This window comes from Curtobacterium sp. VKM Ac-2884, assembly GCF_015350945.1.
Classification (GTDB): Bacteria; Actinomycetota; Actinomycetes; order Actinomycetales; family Microbacteriaceae; genus Curtobacterium.
Map to the genome: position 1 here is coordinate 258,942 of NZ_JADKSA010000004.1, position 16,424 is coordinate 275,365.

11 protein-coding genes are annotated in these 16,424 nt (G+C 70.9%); 3 read left to right on the forward strand and 8 right to left on the reverse strand.

Going from position 1 to position 16,424, the window contains the following annotated elements; translation table 11 throughout:
* Positions 1-96 precede the first annotated feature (96 nt).
* Genes glgX through treZ form a run of 3 tightly spaced genes read left to right on the forward strand, consistent with a single transcriptional unit; the run spans position 97 to position 6,580 of the window.
* The gene (gene glgX / locus ITJ60_RS12815) at positions 97-2,331 is read left to right on the forward strand and encodes a glycogen debranching protein GlgX (protein WP_123294024.1); all 2,235 of its coding nucleotides are present in this window, start codon (positions 97-99) and stop codon (positions 2,329-2,331) included.
* On the forward strand, positions 2,328-4,829 hold the full coding sequence (treY, locus tag ITJ60_RS12820) for a malto-oligosyltrehalose synthase (RefSeq protein WP_194648183.1): 2,502 nt from the start codon (positions 2,328-2,330) through the stop codon (positions 4,827-4,829). Before glgX ends, treY begins: the two co-directional genes overlap by 4 nt.
* Positions 4,826-6,580 (forward strand): malto-oligosyltrehalose trehalohydrolase, encoded by a 1,755-nt coding sequence (gene treZ, locus ITJ60_RS12825; RefSeq protein ID WP_194648184.1) that lies wholly within the window; start codon positions 4,826-4,828, stop codon positions 6,578-6,580. The genes treY and treZ overlap by 4 nt, the downstream gene beginning before the upstream one ends.
* A gap of 108 nt (positions 6,581-6,688) precedes the next feature.
* Here the strand turns inward: treZ and ITJ60_RS12830 are convergent, their stop codons facing one another.
* The 8 genes from ITJ60_RS12830 to ITJ60_RS12865 form a co-directional block, all read right to left on the reverse strand.
* On the reverse strand, positions 6,689-7,483 hold the full coding sequence (locus ITJ60_RS12830; RefSeq protein WP_228510201.1) for a polyprenol monophosphomannose synthase: 795 nt from the start codon (positions 7,481-7,483) through the stop codon (positions 6,689-6,691).
* Between the two features lie 44 nt (positions 7,484-7,527).
* Positions 7,528-8,235 (reverse strand): class F sortase, encoded by a 708-nt coding sequence (locus ITJ60_RS12835; protein ID WP_194648186.1) that lies wholly within the window; start codon positions 8,233-8,235, stop codon positions 7,528-7,530.
* Positions 8,232-9,386 (reverse strand): glycosyl hydrolase family 8, encoded by a 1,155-nt coding sequence (locus ITJ60_RS12840; protein ID WP_194648187.1) that lies wholly within the window; start codon positions 9,384-9,386, stop codon positions 8,232-8,234. The genes ITJ60_RS12835 and ITJ60_RS12840 overlap by 4 nt, the downstream gene beginning before the upstream one ends.
* Positions 9,387-9,485: 99 nt before the next feature.
* A complete protein-coding gene (locus ITJ60_RS12845; RefSeq protein ID WP_194648188.1) occupies positions 9,486-10,307 on the reverse strand; it encodes a DUF4397 domain-containing protein in 822 nt (273 codons plus the stop codon).
* 371 nt (positions 10,308-10,678) lie between these two features.
* A complete protein-coding gene (locus ITJ60_RS12850; RefSeq protein WP_194648189.1) occupies positions 10,679-12,667 on the reverse strand; it encodes an ArnT family glycosyltransferase in 1,989 nt (662 codons plus the stop codon).
* Entirely contained in the window at positions 12,664-14,190 is a 1,527-nt protein-coding gene (locus ITJ60_RS12855; RefSeq protein ID WP_194648190.1) for a glycosyltransferase, read from the reverse strand. Before ITJ60_RS12855 ends, ITJ60_RS12850 begins: the two co-directional genes overlap by 4 nt.
* A complete protein-coding gene (locus ITJ60_RS12860; protein ID WP_323749173.1) occupies positions 14,187-14,657 on the reverse strand; it encodes a GtrA family protein in 471 nt (156 codons plus the stop codon). Before ITJ60_RS12860 ends, ITJ60_RS12855 begins: the two co-directional genes overlap by 4 nt.
* Positions 14,658-14,922: 265 nt before the next feature.
* The gene (locus tag ITJ60_RS12865; RefSeq protein WP_194648192.1) at positions 14,923-15,927 is read right to left on the reverse strand and encodes an aldo/keto reductase family protein; all 1,005 of its coding nucleotides are present in this window, start codon (positions 15,925-15,927) and stop codon (positions 14,923-14,925) included.
* Between the last annotated feature and the right edge of the window lie 497 nt (positions 15,928-16,424).

The window sequence follows — 16,424 nt, forward strand, 5'->3', positions numbered from 1 at the left end:
CCGGGCCACGCGCGCACGGGTACACAGCTGGTGCTTGTCTGCGGACGCGGACGGGTGTCACCGATATGTTGGCGCGACCATCACCTGGAGGACCGTTTGCACACCTGGCCCGGCAACCCGTACCCGCTCGGGGCGACCTACGACGGAAGCGGCACGAACTTCGCGCTCTTCAGTGAGGTCGCCGAGCGCGTCGAACTCTGTCTGTTCGACACCGACGGCAACGAAGAGTGCATCCCCCTCGTCGAGGTCGACGCCTACGTCTGGCACGCCTACCTGCCGAACGTCGGCCCCGGCCAGGAGTACGGCTTCCGTGTCCACGGCCCGTACGACCCCGACAACGGTGCACGCTGCAATCCGTCGAAGCTCCTGCTCGACCCCTACGCCAAGGCGACGAGCGGCGAGATCGACTGGGACCAGTCGCTCTTCGCCTACACGTTCGGCGACCCGGACTCGACGAACGACGACGACTCCGCGGCGCACATGATGAAGGGCGTCGTGATCAACCCGTTCTTCGACTGGCAGGGCGACCGCGCACCGCGCACGCCCTACGGCGAGACGGTCATCTACGAAGCGCACGTCAAGGGCCTCACCGAGACCCACCCAGACGTGCCCGAAGAGCAGCGCGGCACCTACGCCGGCGTCTCGCACCCCGCGGTCATCGAGCACCTGAAGCGACTCGGCATCACGACGCTCGAGCTCATGCCGGTGCACCAGTTCGTGAACGACTCGACCCTGCAGGACAAGGGGCTGTCGAACTACTGGGGCTACAACACCATCGGCTTCTTCGCGCCGCACTCCTCGTACTCGTCCTCGGGCGACCAGGGGCAGCAGGTGCAGGAGTTCAAGACGATGGTGCGGGAGCTCCACCGCGCCGGCATCGAGGTCGTGCTCGACGTCGTCTACAACCACACCGCCGAGGGCAACCACCTCGGGCCGACGCTGTCGTTCCGCGGCATCGACAACGCGGCGTACTACCGCCTGGTGGACGACGACAAGAAGTTCTACATGGACTACACGGGCACCGGGAACTCGCTCAACGTCGGGCACCCGCACTCGCTGCAGCTCATCCTCGACTCCCTGCGCTACTGGGTGACCGAGATGCACGTCGACGGCTTCCGCTTCGACCTCGCCTCGGCGCTCGCCCGCGAGTTCTACGAGGTGGACCGGCTGTCCGCGTTCTTCGAGCTCGTGCAGCAGGACCCGATCGTGTCGCAGGTCAAGCTCATCGCCGAGCCGTGGGACGTCGGCCCCGGCGGCTACCAGGTCGGCAACTTCCCGCCCCAGTGGTCCGAGTGGAACGGCAAGTACCGCGACACCGTGCGCGACTTCTGGCGCGGCGAGTCGTCGACCCTCGGTGAGTTCGCCTCGCGCATCTCCGGCTCGGCCGACCTGTACGAGCACGACGGCCGGACGCCCAAGGCGAGCATCAACTTCATCACCGCGCACGACGGCTTCACGCTCTACGACCTCGTCGCCTACAACGAGAAGCACAACGACGCCAACGGCGAGGACAACAACGACGGCGAGAGCCACAACCGGTCCTGGAACTCCGGCGCCGAGGGCCCGACGGACGACGAGTCCGTGAACGCCCTGCGGCTCCAGCGACGCCGGAACTTCCTGGCGACGCTGCTCCTCAGCCAGGGCGTGCCGATGATCGCCCACGGTGACGAGCTCGGCCGTTCGCAGTCCGGCAACAACAACGTCTACGCACAGGACTCCGAGCTCAGCTGGATCGACTGGGACACCGCGGACGACGACCTCGTCCAGTTCACGGCCGACGTCGTCAAGCTGCGCCACGACCACCCGACGTTCCGCCGCACCCGGTACTTCAACGGGCGCCCGGTGCGCCGTGGTCAGGACGAGCCGCTGCCCGACGTGGTCTGGCTCACGCCCGAGGGCGACGCCATGTCGCCGGAGGACTGGGACTCCGGTTTCGGCAAGAGCGTCGGCATGTACCTGAACGGCGACGGCATCCGCGGGCGTGACTCCCGCGGCGAGCGCGTCACCGACGTGGCGTTCATCACGTACTTCAACGCCCACGACGACGTCGTGACCTTCACGCTGCCGCCCGAGGAGTACGCACCCGGCTGGACGGTCCGCATCGACACCGCCGAGCCCGGTGCCCGCGACGAGATCGTCGAGGCGGGCACACCGCTCGACGTACCCGCGCGGTCGATGATCGTCCTGCGTGCCGAGCCGAACCACGAGGTCTCGGTCACCCCGGTCGAGGTGCAGCACCACGACGGCGCCCCCGAGCCCCGGTCCCCGCAGGACGCCGTCACCCCGGCCAACCCGGCCGGTTCCACCGCACCGAGCGGCACCGCGCGATGACGACCGGCACGACGGGGGCCGGGCGTCGCGTGCCCGTCTCGACGTACCGGCTGCAGGTGTCGGCGGACTTCGACCTGGCCGCCGCACGCGACCTCGTCGACTACGTGCACGACCTCGGGGCCGACTGGCTGTACCTGTCGCCGGTCCTGCAGTCGGAGCCCGGCTCGAACCACGGCTACGACGTCGTCGACCACACGCACGTCGACACCGACCGCGGCGGCGACGAGGCGCTCCGGGTCCTCGCCGAGGCCGCGCACGCGGTCGGGCTCGGCGTGCTGGTCGACGTCGTCCCGAACCACGTCGGGGTCGCCACCCCGGCGGTCAACCCGTGGTGGTGGTCCCTGCTCGAACTCGGCCAGGGCTCCCCCGTCGCCTGGGCGTTCGACGTCGACTGGGACGCCGGCGACGGCAAGGTCCGGGTGCCGGTCCTCGACGACCGGCTGCTCGACGCGGTGACGCTCGACACGTCCGACGCCGAGCACCCGGTGCTCCGGGTCGGCGACACCGCCTACCCGACCGCGCCGGGCACCGCCCACCCGGGCGACTCGGTCGAGGCCGTGCACGCGCTGCAGCACTACGCGTTCGTGCACTGGAAGCGTGCGGACCACGAGCTGAACTACCGCCGGTTCTTCGCGGTGAACACGCTCGCGGCCATCCGGGTCGAGGAACCCGAGGTGTTCGCGGCGTCGCACGGCGTCATCGGCGGCTGGTTCCGCGACGGCCTCGTCGACGGACTGCGCATCGACCACCCGGACGGACTGTACGACCCCGCCGGCTACCTGCAGGACCTCGCCGAGCTGACCGGCGGTGCGTACACCCTCGTCGAGAAGATCCTCGAACCCGGCGAGGAGCTCCCGAGCTCCTGGCCGGTCGACGGCACGACCGGGTACGACGCGCTCGGCGTCCTGGACCGTGTGCTCGTCGACCCCGCGGGCGAACCCTCGCTGACCGCGGCATCGGGCGCGGAGCCCGCCGACTGGCAGCAGCTCACGCACGACACCCGCCGCGGCATCGCCGACGGGATCCTCGGCAGCGAGGTCGAGCGACTCGCCCGACTGCTCGCGCCGGTCACCGCCGGAGCGGACGCGATCACGCACGAACGGCTCGTCGACGCCCTCGCCGAGGTCGTGGCGTCGTTCGACGTGTACCGCACCTACCTGCCCGAGGGCGCGCACCACCTCATCGCGTCGCTCGAACGCGCGGCAGAGGCCCGTCCCGACCTCGACGACGTCATCGACCGGATCGCCCCGGCGCTCGTCGACCCGGAGAACGCCGCCGCGATCCGCCTGCAGCAGACGAGCGGCATGGTGATGGCCAAGGGCGTCGAGGACACCGCGTTCTACCGCACATCGCGCCTGACGTCCCTGAGCGAGGTCGGGGGTGACCCGAGCGTCTTCGCGGTGTCCGTGGCCGACTTCCACCAGGCGCAGCGCGACCGCCTCGGCAGCTGGCCGCACACCATGACGACGCTCACCACCCACGACACGAAGCGCAGCGAGGACACCCGCGCACGCATCGCGGTCCTGGCCGAGCTCGGCAGCGAGTGGGCCGACGCGCTCGACCGGTTGCAGTCCCTCGTCCCGCTCGAGGACCGCGTGTTCGCGGACCTCCTCTGGCAGGCGATCGTCGGCGCCCGGCCCGCGAGTCGTGAGCGGCTGCACGCCTACGCCGAGAAGGCATCACGCGAAGCCGGCGACAGCACCACCTGGACCGCGCCGGACGCGGCGTTCGAGGAGCGCATGCACGCCCTCGTCGACGCAGCGTTCGACGAGCCCGCCGTGGTGGCCGTGCTCGATGCCCTCGACGAACGGATCGACGCGGCGGGGTGGTCGAACGGGCTCGCGCAGAAGCTCGTGCAGCTCACGGCACCCGGCGTCCCCGACGTCTACCAGGGCACCGAGTTCTGGGACCGGTCCCTCGTCGACCCCGACAACCGCCGAGCCGTGGACTACGCCGAACGGCGCCACGTCCTCGCCGAGATCGACGGCCCGGACGACGACGGCCCCGAGGACCTTCCGGCGATCGGGCTCGACGGCGCCGCGAAGCTCCTCGTGACCGCCCGTGCACTCCGTCTCCGCCGCGACCACCCGGAGCTCTTCACGCGGTACCTCGCGCTCGAGGCGACGGGCAGCGCGGCGGACCACGTCGTCGCGTTCGACCGCGGCGGTGCCGTGACGATCGCCACGCGACTGCCGATCGGCCTCGAACGGGTCGGTGGCTGGGGTGACACCCTCGTGCACGCCGTCCCCGTCGACCGGGTCGACCTGCTCACCGGCAGGTCCTTCCCGGCCAGCCGGGGCATCGCCCTCGCGGACCTGCTCACCACCTACCCGGTCGCGCTGCTCATGCCGGCCGCCACGGTCGGGGAACCCGGCCACGCCGACACGGTGACCGACGCGTCCGGCTCGGAACGGGCCTCCCGGTCGACCGCCCGGACCACCCCGGCGACCGAATCCGACGCGCAAGCGGAGATCGACATCCTGGAGGGTCACGCATGACCGCACCCGACCGTTACGCCGTCTGGGCGCCCGAGCCGGACCGCGTCCGGCTCGTCGTCGACGACGTCGAGTACCCGCTGACCCGGGGCGACGACGACTGGTGGTCGACCGACGCGATCATGCCGGTCGTCGGTGCCCGCTACGGGTTCCGCCTCGGCGACGACGACGCGGTGCGACCCGACCCCCGCAGTCGCTTCCAGCCGGACGGAGTGCACGGCACGTCCGCCGTCGTCGACCCTGCGCGCTTCGCGTGGACCGACGAGTCGTGGACCGGACGTCCAGCCCGCGGTGCCGTGATCTACGAGATGCACGTCGGCACGTACACGCCGGAGGGCACCCTCGACGCGGCGGCGCAGAAGCTCGACCACCTGGTCGAGCTCGGCGTCGAGTTCGTCGAACTGCTGCCCGTGAACGGTGTGAACGGCGAGTGGAACTGGGGCTACGACGGGGTCGCCTGGTACGCGGTGCACGCCCCGTACGGCGGCCCCGACGCCTACGACCGCTTCGTCGACACGGCGCACGCACTCGGCCTGGGCGTCATCCAGGACGTCGTCTACAACCACCTCGGGCCGAGCGGCAACTACCTGCCGCTGTTCGGGCCGTACCTGGTGCAGGGGCTCGCGAACACGTGGGGCGACTCGGTGAACGTCGAGCACCCCGAGGTGCGTCGGTACGTCCTCGACAACGTGCGCATGTGGTTCCGCGACCACCACGTCGACGGGCTCCGACTCGACGCCGTGCACGCGATCCGCGACACCACCCGACCGCACGTGCTGGCCGAGATGGCCGACGAGACGGACGCCTACGGTTCCTTCGTCGGTCGTCCACTGTCGCTGATCGCCGAATCGGACCTCAACGACCCGGTGATGTTCCGCCCGCGGGAAGCCGCCGGGTACGGACTGGCCGGACAGTGGTCCGACGACTTCCACCACGCCGTGCACGTGGCGCTGACGGGCGAGACGAACGGCTACTACGCCGACTTCGCACCGCTGTCGGCGCTCGCGAAGGTGCTCGACCACGGGTTCTTCCACGACGGCACGTGGTCGTCGTTCCGTGGCCGACGCCACGGGCAGCCGATCGACCGTGGGACCTCCCCGGCGACGGCCCTGGTGGTCACGAACCAGAACCACGACCAGATCGGCAACCGCGCGGCGGGCGACCGTCTGGCGGCGACGCTCGACGACGAAGGCCTCGTCATCGCCGCGGCACTGACGCTGCTGGGTCCGTTCACGCCCATGCTGTTCATGGGCGAGGAGTTCGCCGCGACGACACCGTGGCAGTTCTTCACGTCGCACCCGGAGCCCGAGCTCGGCAAGGCGACGGCCGAGGGCCGCATCCGCGAGTTCGCGGAGCACGGCTGGGACGAGTCGGCCGTACCGGACCCGCAGGACCCGACGACGTTCACGAACTCGAAGCTCGACTGGGCCGACGTCAATTCCGAGCGGGGTGCAGTGATCCTGCGCGCCTACCGGGTGCTCGTCGCCCTGCGCCGGACCGACCAGGCCTTCGTCGACCACCGGTACGAGGCGAACGCCGTGCGGTTCAGCGAGGACCGGCGGTGGCTGGTGCTCACGCGTGGGCTGCTCGGACCGGACGTGGCACCCGTGCACGTCGTGGTGAACTTCCTCGACGACGCTGCCGAGGTGCCGGTCCCCGGTGCCACCGGCGAAGAGCTCTACCGGTTCGGAGCGGCCGACGTCGCGACGGACTGCGTGCGGTTCCGCGGACGGGGCGTGGTCGTGCTGCGCTAGTCGCTGCGCTGTCACCGAACAGAAACTCGGGGTGGGCGACGGTCTTCGTGCTGCACAGCACGAGTCCTGTCGCCCACCCCGAGTCTCGTCGAACGGTGGGTCAGCGGGTCAGGCGGCGTGGTCGGCCACGGCGTGCGCGTTCGTGCGCACGGACGGCAGCTTCCGGTGGTCCTTGACCAGGGAACGGGTCTCGCGGATGCGGCGGTCGATGCCCCACTTCGTCACGAGGGCCAGGCTCTCGCGCACGATGTTGCCGCTCATCTTCGAGACACCGAACTCCCGCTCGGTGAACGTGATCGGGGTCTCGACGACGCGCAGGCCAGCCTCGAGGGCACGCCAGCACAGGTCCACCTGGAAGCAGTACCCCTTCGACGCGACGCCGGCCAGGTCGATCCGCTCGAACGCCCGCGAGGTGAAGACCCGGAACCCGCCGGTGGCGTCGCGGACGGCGATGCCGAGGGCCAGGCGCGTGTAGAGGTTCCCGCCACGGGAGAGCAGTTCGCGGTACCAAGGCCAATTCTCGACCTTGCCGCCCTTGATCCAGCGGGACCCGAGCACGAGGTCGTTCGTGTCCGCGAGCTCGAGCATCCACGGCAGGTACTCGGGGTGGTGCGAGCCGTCGGCGTCCATCTCGACGAGCTTGGCGTAGCCGTGCTCGAGGCCCCACGCGAACCCGGACAGGTACGCGCCGCCGAGGCCGTCCTTCACCGTCCGGTGCATGACGTGCACGCGGTCGGTCTCGCGGGCGATGGCGTCGGCGATGTCACCGGTGCCGTCGGGCGAGTTGTCGTCGACGACGAGCACGTGCACGGTGTCGTCCGTGGCGGCGAGCGTGCGCTCGACGATGGGACGGACGTTCTCCGCCTCGTCGTAGGTCGGGATGATGACCAGGGTCTCGCTCATGGTGCTCCTCGTGCTCCACATCGAATGTATCGGTCGGTGGTGGGTCAGTCCGACGAGAGGTCTGCGAACACGATCAGGTTGTCCGTGTAGTGCCCGGTGGCGGTGTCGAACACGCCGTCGCAGGTGATCAGTCGGAGCTGGGGGGTCGGGGTGGTGCCGTAGACGTCGCTCGTCGGGAACGCCGACTTGGCGGCGCGTTCCGAGCGGTCGACGGTGAAGGTACGGGTGGTGCCGTCGGACATCGCGACGTGGATCTCGTCGCCGGCGACCAGTTCGTCGAGCCGGAAGAACACCGCGGCGCTCGTCGGGCTGTCGACGTGGCCGGCGATGACGGCCGGGCCGACCTCACCGGGGACGATGCCGTCGCTGAACCACCCGGCGCTGTCCCAGTCGACGGGCGGGTCGAGTTCGCCGGCCGTGCCGCGGTGCAGGTCCTCGAGGTTCGACTGCACGCCGATCGCGGGGATCGAGACGCTGACGGGGGTCGCCACGGATCGGGCAGCGGGTGCCGCCGGGTCCTGGAACCCCTCGATGCCCGACCCCGCAGAACCCGACCCGGCAGACGCAGAAGCAGACGCAGAAGCAGACGGCGCCGAACCGGCCCGCCCGTCCGACCCGTCGCTGCCGACGGTCGACGCGAGCGCCACACCGGTGACGCCGCCGCCCACGACGACCGCGGCCAGCACGGCCCCGATCACCACGCCACGACGTCCGAACACCGAACCGCGCCCGGCGGACCGTCGGCCGGTCACGATGCGCCTCCGGCCGCCGTCGCGCAGCCGCCGAGCACGTCCGAGGTGAGCATGGTCGAACCGAGTGCCGCCCAGGCGTCCCCGTAGTAGGTCGGCGTGGTGGCGGCCGTCCGGTCTGCACGCTCGAGGTCGTCGGCAGCCGCACCGGAGGAACCGGCCGCGTACTCCGCGGCGGCCCGGGCGGTGTACGCCAGGGCGTTCGTGTCCCCGGTCACGGCGGTGCCGCCCAGGTCGAGCTGCGCCGCGAGCTGCGTCGTCCGACGCAGGGTCGGGGCGAGCGACCCGGCCAGGGCGCGGTCGTCGGCGGAGCAGGCCTCGGCGTAGCGGACGGGCGTCCGCATCGCGTCGTAGCCGTACAGCACGCGCTGGTCTCCACCGGTGGCGGGCATCGGGTCGACGGTGCCGTCGGCGTGCACCTGCGACCAGTCGCTCGGCAGCTGCGACTCGTCGAGCACCGCCGCGGTCGCCGCGCGGGACCCACGGTTCAGCGCGGTCCAGCGGTCGTCGCCCGTGGCCTTCGCCAGCACCGCGAAGGCTGCCGGCGACGCGTACGAGGCGTTGTACCGGTACGGCTCGGAGTCCGCCCACGGCCCGGGCAGCAGGATCGTGCCGAGCTCCGTGGTCGCGGTCTCGTGTTCCAGGATCGCCGAGGCGATGCGCTTGCCGGCTGCCGTGTAGCGGTCCTCGCCCCACGCGTCGCCGGCGAGCACCAGGGCCCGCGCGGCGTCGAGGTCGGCGTCGCTCGCCGGCTGCTCGTCGGCGACACCGTCGTCGGGCGTCCAACGCCAGGCGAGCAGGTCGTCGTCGGTCAGCATGTGCGCCTTCGTCCACTTCCAGATGTCGTCGAACCGGTCGCGGTCACCGTTCGCGAAGGCGATGAGCAGCCCGTAGGCCTGTCCCTCGCTGACGGTGTCGTCGCCCTGGTCGGTGCGGACGACACGGCCGTCCTGCACGTACCGGTCGAGGAACTCCGTGCGGAGCTCCTTCGGGGAGCGTGCCGCGTCGGGCGCGCTGGTCGAGGTCGGGGTGGCGACCGAGCCGCTCGAGGCCTCGGTGTCCTGCCCCCACGGGCGAACCGCGATGAGCGCGACGCCGACGGCGACGACCACCGCCGCTGCGGCGGTGACGGGTATCCAGGTCCTGCGGGTCATGCTGGCCTGCCTTTCCGTGGATGGTGACGAAGGATCTGGACGGGGGGCGGATCACGTGAGCGTGTCGGCGCACGTGATCCGTGCCTCCCGGCCAGGGCGTCAGCGGTACAGCGAGCGGAGCGCCGCGACGGCCGCGTGGACGGCCTCCGTCATCGGGCGGTCGGCGGCTGCGCCGCCGCCACCCGTCTGCACGCCGCCGGTCGGGGTCGCGGCGGTGGCTGCGGCGTCCGTGACCGGCACGACCGTCAGGTCGCCCTTGCTGTCGTCGAGGACGAACAGGGTGGAGACCGTGTTGCCCGCGAGGTCGACGCTGGCGGTGCCCTGCTGGCCGCTGCCGGAGACGTCGAGCGTCCACTTGCCGGAGTCGACGGTGGCGTACTTGGTGGCGGTGCCGAACTTCGCACCCTCGGCGATGGCGGTGCCCTCGGAGGTGCTCACGTCGACCTGCTTCGCCGTGGTGGCGGCCTGGACCAGCCGGAGCTTCGCCTTGCCGTCGCCGGGCTGCTGCAGGTCGTCGGTGAACGCCGTCGTCTTGAGGTCGGTGTTCTTGCCGTACGCGACGACCGTGCTCGCGTCGCCCTTGTCGACCTTGACGTCGGTGGAGATCACCGGCGTCGAGTCCGGGGCGTCCGAGGCCCGCATCGACAGCACGTAGGTACCGACCGGGAGCTCCTGGTACTTGCTGACCTGGCCGTACGTGACGTCGTCGAGCTCGAAGATCGTCTTGCCGCCGGACAGGCTCGACAGCTCGACGTCGACGCCCTTGGTGTCGGGCGAGAGGTGGCCGACGCGGAGCCAGCCCTCGTCGGCGGTCGCGGCGGAGGCGGTCTGGGGCGCTGCGAGTCCGACGGTCGCGGCGACGAGGGTCGCTGCGAGTGCGCCGACGACGACGGTGCGGCGTCGCTGGGTGTGTGCGGTCATGGTCGTGCTCCTTCGGGTCGTGGTGCTGGTCGAGTTCTGTGCGGTGGTGCTGCGGGCGTTCCCGGGGGCGTCGCTGCGGGTGTTCCCGCGGGCGTCGCTGCGGGTGTTCCCGCGGACCGCCCCGAGCGGGCCCGCGCGTCGCTCCGCGAGCGGGCGAAATGCCGGGGTCGCCGTCCGGAGCACCCGGGTGTTTCGCCCGCTCGGCGATCCCGCGTGTGCGGGTGGTGCGAGCCGCCCCGCGAGCGTCGCCGCGCGCGCCGCCCCGCGAGCGGGCGAAATACCGGGGTCGCCGTCCGGAGCACCCGGGCATTTCGCCCGCTCGGCGAACTGCTCGGCGAACCGCTCGGCGGACGGGGCGGCAGGGCGGCGGGTCACGAGGCGCTCGTCGCGGTCGTGGTCGGGTCCGCCGGGGTGTAGGTGACTGTGAGGCGTTCGCCCTCACGCTCGACCGACGCCGGCCGGAACGAATCGGGCATCGCCTCGAAGGTGGCGGCCACGCGCTCCGCCGAGGCAGCGTCGCTCGTGTGCAGGACGGCGGTGCGGAACGGCTGGCCGGTCTCGCCCGTGAGCGGGGTGAACCGGTCGACGCGGACGTCCTGGTCGGCGAGCACCTGGCCGAGCGCGATCATCGCTCGCGAGTCGACCTGACCCGCGCGGAACTGCGACTTCGTGCCGTCGTCGGCCCGGAGTGCTGGGTTCGACGCCAGCTCGGTGCCCATGGTCTTCCGGAGGTCGCTGGCCCGGGTGATCGCGGTCTGTGCGGCCGTCGATCCCTCGGCGTGGATGCGTCGGACCTCGACCTGCTGGTCGCCGGACCCGAAGGTCGCGACGGCCGTCGAGTTCTCGATCGCCTGGCGGATGTCGGACGACGAGTTGCCGCCGGTCCGCATGGAGTCCGTCGTGATGACGTAGTCCGAGTCCTTCCACCCGTTGGGCGACTGGCGCTCCACGGCTCCGTCGGTGTCGAGCTTGTAGTACCAGACCACGTTGTTCCGGGCGAAGCCGTCCTCGACGAGGTCGACCCACATGGCGTCGTCCACCAGCAGTCGGGAGGACTTCGAGACGTTGTCCCCGACCCACTGCTCGGCCTGCTGCATCGGCAGGTCGAGGTTGCCCAGGACGAAGCCGCGCAGCTGTGTTCCCCAGAGCGGCACCGCCACGACGAGTGCGACCGCGGTGGTGACGGCCCAGGTGATCCCGAGACCACGACGGGTCCCGGCGCCGAGGCGGGTACGGGTGCGGACCCGACCGGCGATCGCCAGGACGGCACGCTCGGCCGTGTAGGCGACCAGCAGGGCGGCGAAGGGGATGAGCATGATGACGTACGGCACCGGCAGGTACCCGTTCGGGCGGAACATCATCGCGAGCAGGAAGACGAGCATCGCGGCGATCGGACGGACCCGGCGCATGAAGAGCCCGACGACCGCGGCGGCCGAGCCGAGCACGATGAACACCGGGTCGAGCGCCCACCACTGCGACGCGGCGGCGTTGGCCAGGCTGCCCGGGTCGAACAGCGAACCCGATGCCGAGCGCGAGCCGAGCTGGTAGGTGATGCCCTCGAACAGGCTGACCCGACCGCTGCTCGGCAGCAGCTCGCCCTTGACCGCGGCGAGCAGCAGGTACCCGCCGCCGATGATGACGAGGACGGCGCCGGCGACGCTCAGCGTGTACCGGCGCGTGCTCTTGTCGGCGCGGCGGATCGCCATCCAGATGAGGAACGGCAGCGCGAGCAGGTACGTCTCCTTGGAGAGCACCGCGATGCCGAGGCACGCAGCGGCGCCGGCGAACCCGGCGAGCTGCTGACGACGGCTCAGCACGAGGACGAACGCGGCGAGCAACCACGGCGTCGCGACGTTGTCGATGTAGACCGTGCGGTGGTACTGCAGGGCGAGCGGCGACAGCGCGAAGACGAGTCCGGCTGCGGCAGCGGTGATCCGGCCGGCACCGAGGCGGCGGGCCAGGACGAACAGCAGGATGCTCGAGACGGCGGAGAAGAAGACCATCGCCTCGCGGCCGGCCTCGACGGCGAACGGGTAGCGCGCGAACGCCCCGGTCAGACCGGTGTAGCCGGCGATCTGGATCCAGCCGAGTGGCGGGTGATCGTACCAGTACGTGTAGTGCGTGATCTCGCCGAGGTGCATGATCGCCCAGGCCTGCGCCGTGTACGTGCCCTCGTCGTCGATCCGCTGTGGGGTGCCGGACATGTTCCAGGCCTGCACGATGACGGTGACGGCGACGACCGGCAGCAGCCACGTCAGGCTCGCGGCGTGCCGGCGGAACCAGGCGCCGATGCCGGTGTGCTCACCGGCGACGGCACCGCGGATCGGGATGCCGGTGGTGTTGGTGATGCTGGCGGTCATCGGGTCCCTCCTGTGGTCGTGCCGGCGAGCTCACGCTCGGAAGACGAAGACGAAGACGAAGACGAAGACGACGTCGCGCCCGCGGACCCGGTCAACTCCGACGCGAAGCCGACGACCTCGGCGGGCTGCTCGGTGTTCCGGTGCTGGCCCGTGTGCTCCGTCTTCTCCCAGCCGTTCTGCCCCTTGGCGTGGCGGACGACGGCTCGGACGGCTGCTGCGGCGAGGAAGATCTGGTACGGCACGAGACCGAGCACGAGCTTCACGTAGTCGCGGAACCGGACCTTCTCCTTGTAGATGCGACCGAACTCGTTGAGGCCGACGACCTCGACGGCCAGCAGCATGAGCGTCGGTGCCACCGGGATGAACGACACCAGGGCGATCGCCGTCGGCACCTTGACGAACAGGATCATCAGGACGCTGAGCGGGATGAGCAGACCGGTGGCCGCCTGGATGAACGGCATGGTCAGCATGTACCGGGCGAAGAAGCGCTGACGGAACGACGGCAGCTTCTTCCACTCCCCCTTGCCGAGCACCTGCAGGAAGCCCTGGTTCCAGCGCGTCCGCTGCTTGAGCAGCGAGGCGAAGGTCGGCGGGGTCTCCTCGCGGGTGACGGCCTCGGGGCTGTAGGCGACGACGACCTTCGCGCCGTCGGCGGACAGCCGGACGCCGAGCTCGCAGTCCTCGGCGAGGCAGTGCGCATCCCAACCGTTCGACCAGTCGAGGCGCTCCTTCGTCACGAAGACGGTGTTGCCGCCGAGCGGGATGAACTTCGAGCCGGCGTGGAAGTGCAGGCGCGAGCGGAACCAGAAGTAGTACTCCAGGACGTTCCGGAGCGACCACCAGCTGGACTTGAAGTTCATCAGCTGCACGCCGCCCTGCACGACGTCGGCGCCGGTCTCCTGGAACCGCGAGTCCACCAGGGTGAGCAGGTGCGGGTAGACCTCGTCCTCGGCGTCGAACACGCCCACGACGTCACCGGTCGCGTACTGCAGCGCCAGGTTCATCGCCTTCGGCTTGTTCTTCGGCAGGGTGTCGTCGACGACCACCCGGATCAGCTCGGGGTGGCGGGCTGCGGCGGCGCGCACGACGGCGTCCGTCTCCGGGTCGTCCTCGCCGACGATCGCGATGATCTCGAAGTCGGGGTGGTCCTGCTTCGCGAGCATGTCGAGCGTCTGGCCCATGACCTCCTGCTCGTGTCGTCCGGGCACCAGCAGGGTGAAGCGGTGCGCGGCCGGGCGCGGGGTCTGGCTGAAGCTCGTCGACTTCAGCGCGTCCCGCGAGCGCCAGGCGTGCAGCATCCACCAGAGGGTCGTCAGCGCGACGATCGTGAGCAGCACGGAGATCGCGATGAGGGCGGAGTAGCCGATCCACTCACCCAGCGACCACGCGGCCTGCTGGACGGCACCGGATCCTCCGGTCGGGACGTCGGTGGTCCCTCGGTTCGGGACGCTCGACGGAGCGGTCCCCTCGTTCGGCTGGAGCAGCGGCCCTGCGGCCGTCAGCAGCGTGGCGGAGATGGTCATGCGGCGAGCCCCTTCGTGCGACGAGCATCGGTGGAACGGAAGACGAGGGCCTTGTACGCGGCGAACCGGAAGGCGGTTCCGAGCACGAGGCCGACGCCGTTGCCGGCGACGTTGTCGGCGAGGGTCGAGGTGAACCCGAGGACGTAGTGCGAGACGAACAGGCAGGCCGCGGCGATGCCGAGCCCGATCAGGTTCGTTGCAGCGAAGAGCAGCCCCTCGCGCACGGTCTCGCGGCGGCCGGTCTGGCGCTCGGCGCGGAACGTGATGAAGCGGTTGCCGATCCACGCCACGGCGGTCGACACGACGGCCGACACGATCTTCGCGGCGATGGGACCGTCGGGCATGACGGTGGCGCGCAGCAGGTTGTAGATGCCCAGGTCGATGACGAAGCAGACGGCACCGATCGTGCCGAACGACGCGAGTTGCCTCGCGGTGGCGAGCAGGCGCGAGACCGTGCCGGGTCGCACGGTCGGCACCGTACCGGTGTCGGGTGACACCAGAACGGGGGTATCAGTTCGGGTCATGCCCCCGATTCGGGGGTGACCGGATTGCCGTTTGGGTGGGGTACGGGCTTACCCAGGCATCTGCCAGTTCCACGACACGTGCCGTTCATCCGGGGTACGGACGGCCGGTCTGTGCAGACCGGACCGGTCTGTGCAGGCGGACAGCAAAGCGGACGGGAGGCCCGTGGCGGCGTCGCCACGGGCCTCCCGTCCGATGGTGGGTCGCGTCTCAGGCGGGACGCTGCGCCGGCGACACGGTCTTGGCCGCGTCGCGCTCCGGCAGGTCACCCAGGGCCGCGTCGATCGCAGCGAGCGCGTCGGCGTCGAGCGTGACGCCCGCTGCCTTGACGTTGTCCGTGACCTGCTCCGGACGCGAGGCACCGACGATGGCGCTGGCGACGTTGTCGTTCTGCAGGGTCCACGCGATCGCGAGCTGCGCGAGGGTGAGGCCGGCCTGGTCGGCGACGGGCTGCAGGCGCTGCACGGCCTCGAGGACCTCGTCGCGCATGAACCGTTTGATCATGTCGGCGCCGCCCTTCTCATCCGTGGCACGTGAGCCCTCGGGCAGCGGCTGACCCGGCTTGTACTTGCCGGTCAGCACGCCCTGCGCGATGGGCGACCAGACGATCTGCGACAGGCCGAGCTGCTTCGAGGCGGGGACGACCTCGCCCTCGATGACCCGCCACAGCATCGAGTACTGCGGCTGGTTCGAGATGAGCTGGAAGCCGAGCTCCTTCGCGAGCGCTGCGCCGGCACGGATCTGCTCGGCGTTCCACTCGCTGACGCCGATGTAGAGCGCCTTGCCCTGGCGGACGACGTCCGCGAAGGCCTGCATGGTCTCTTCGAGGGGGGTCTCGTGGTCGTAGCGGTGCGCCTGGTAGAGGTCGACGTAGTCGGTCTGCAGGCGGGTCAGCGAGCCGTTGATCGACTCCGTGATGTGTTTGCGGCTGAGGCCGACGTCGTTGTGCTGCTTGGGGCCGGTGGGCCAGTAGACCTTCGTGAAGACCTCGAGCCCAGCACGTCGCTCGCCCTTGAGTGCTTCGCCGAGGACGGTCTCGGCGGCGGTGTTGGCGTACGTGTCCGCGGTGTCGAACGTGGTGATGCCGGCGTCGAGCGCTGCCCGAACGCACTGGGAGGCGACGTCGTTCTCGACCTGCGAGCCGTGCGTCAGCCAGTTGCCGTAGGTGATCTCGGAGATCTTGAGTCCGGAGTTGCCCAGGTACCTGAATTCCATGGTCCCGACGCTACTGGAGCCCGCCGACACGTGAGGGGCCCCGCGAGTGCCTGCCGCCCGCCGCGCGGTGGGTGGGGTGGCGGGTGGGGGTGGGTCGGGTGGCGGGTGGGGGTGGGTGGGCGTGCGGTGCGGTCGGCCGCCGCGAGCGGGGTCCCGCGAACGTCAGTCCCGCGAGCGGGGGTCCCGCGAACGGGCGAAATGACGGCGTGCCCGACGGCGGCACCCGGGCAATACGCCCGCTCGCGTCGTCGCCGAGGTCGCGACCGCGGCAGGCTCGCCGAACCAGACGAGCTGACGCCGCCCTCACGGTCCCGACCGCTGCATTGAAAGGCGGCGGGCAGCGCTGCGGTCCGCGCCGGCGGGCGCCCCCGCGAGCGGGCGAAATGCCGCGGTCGCCACGCAGCCGGACCCCGGTGTTTCGCCCGCTCGGCCGCTGGCCGACTCCTCCACAGAGGCGCCGGAATCGCAGGCCGTCCACACAGGAGGCACGACGCACC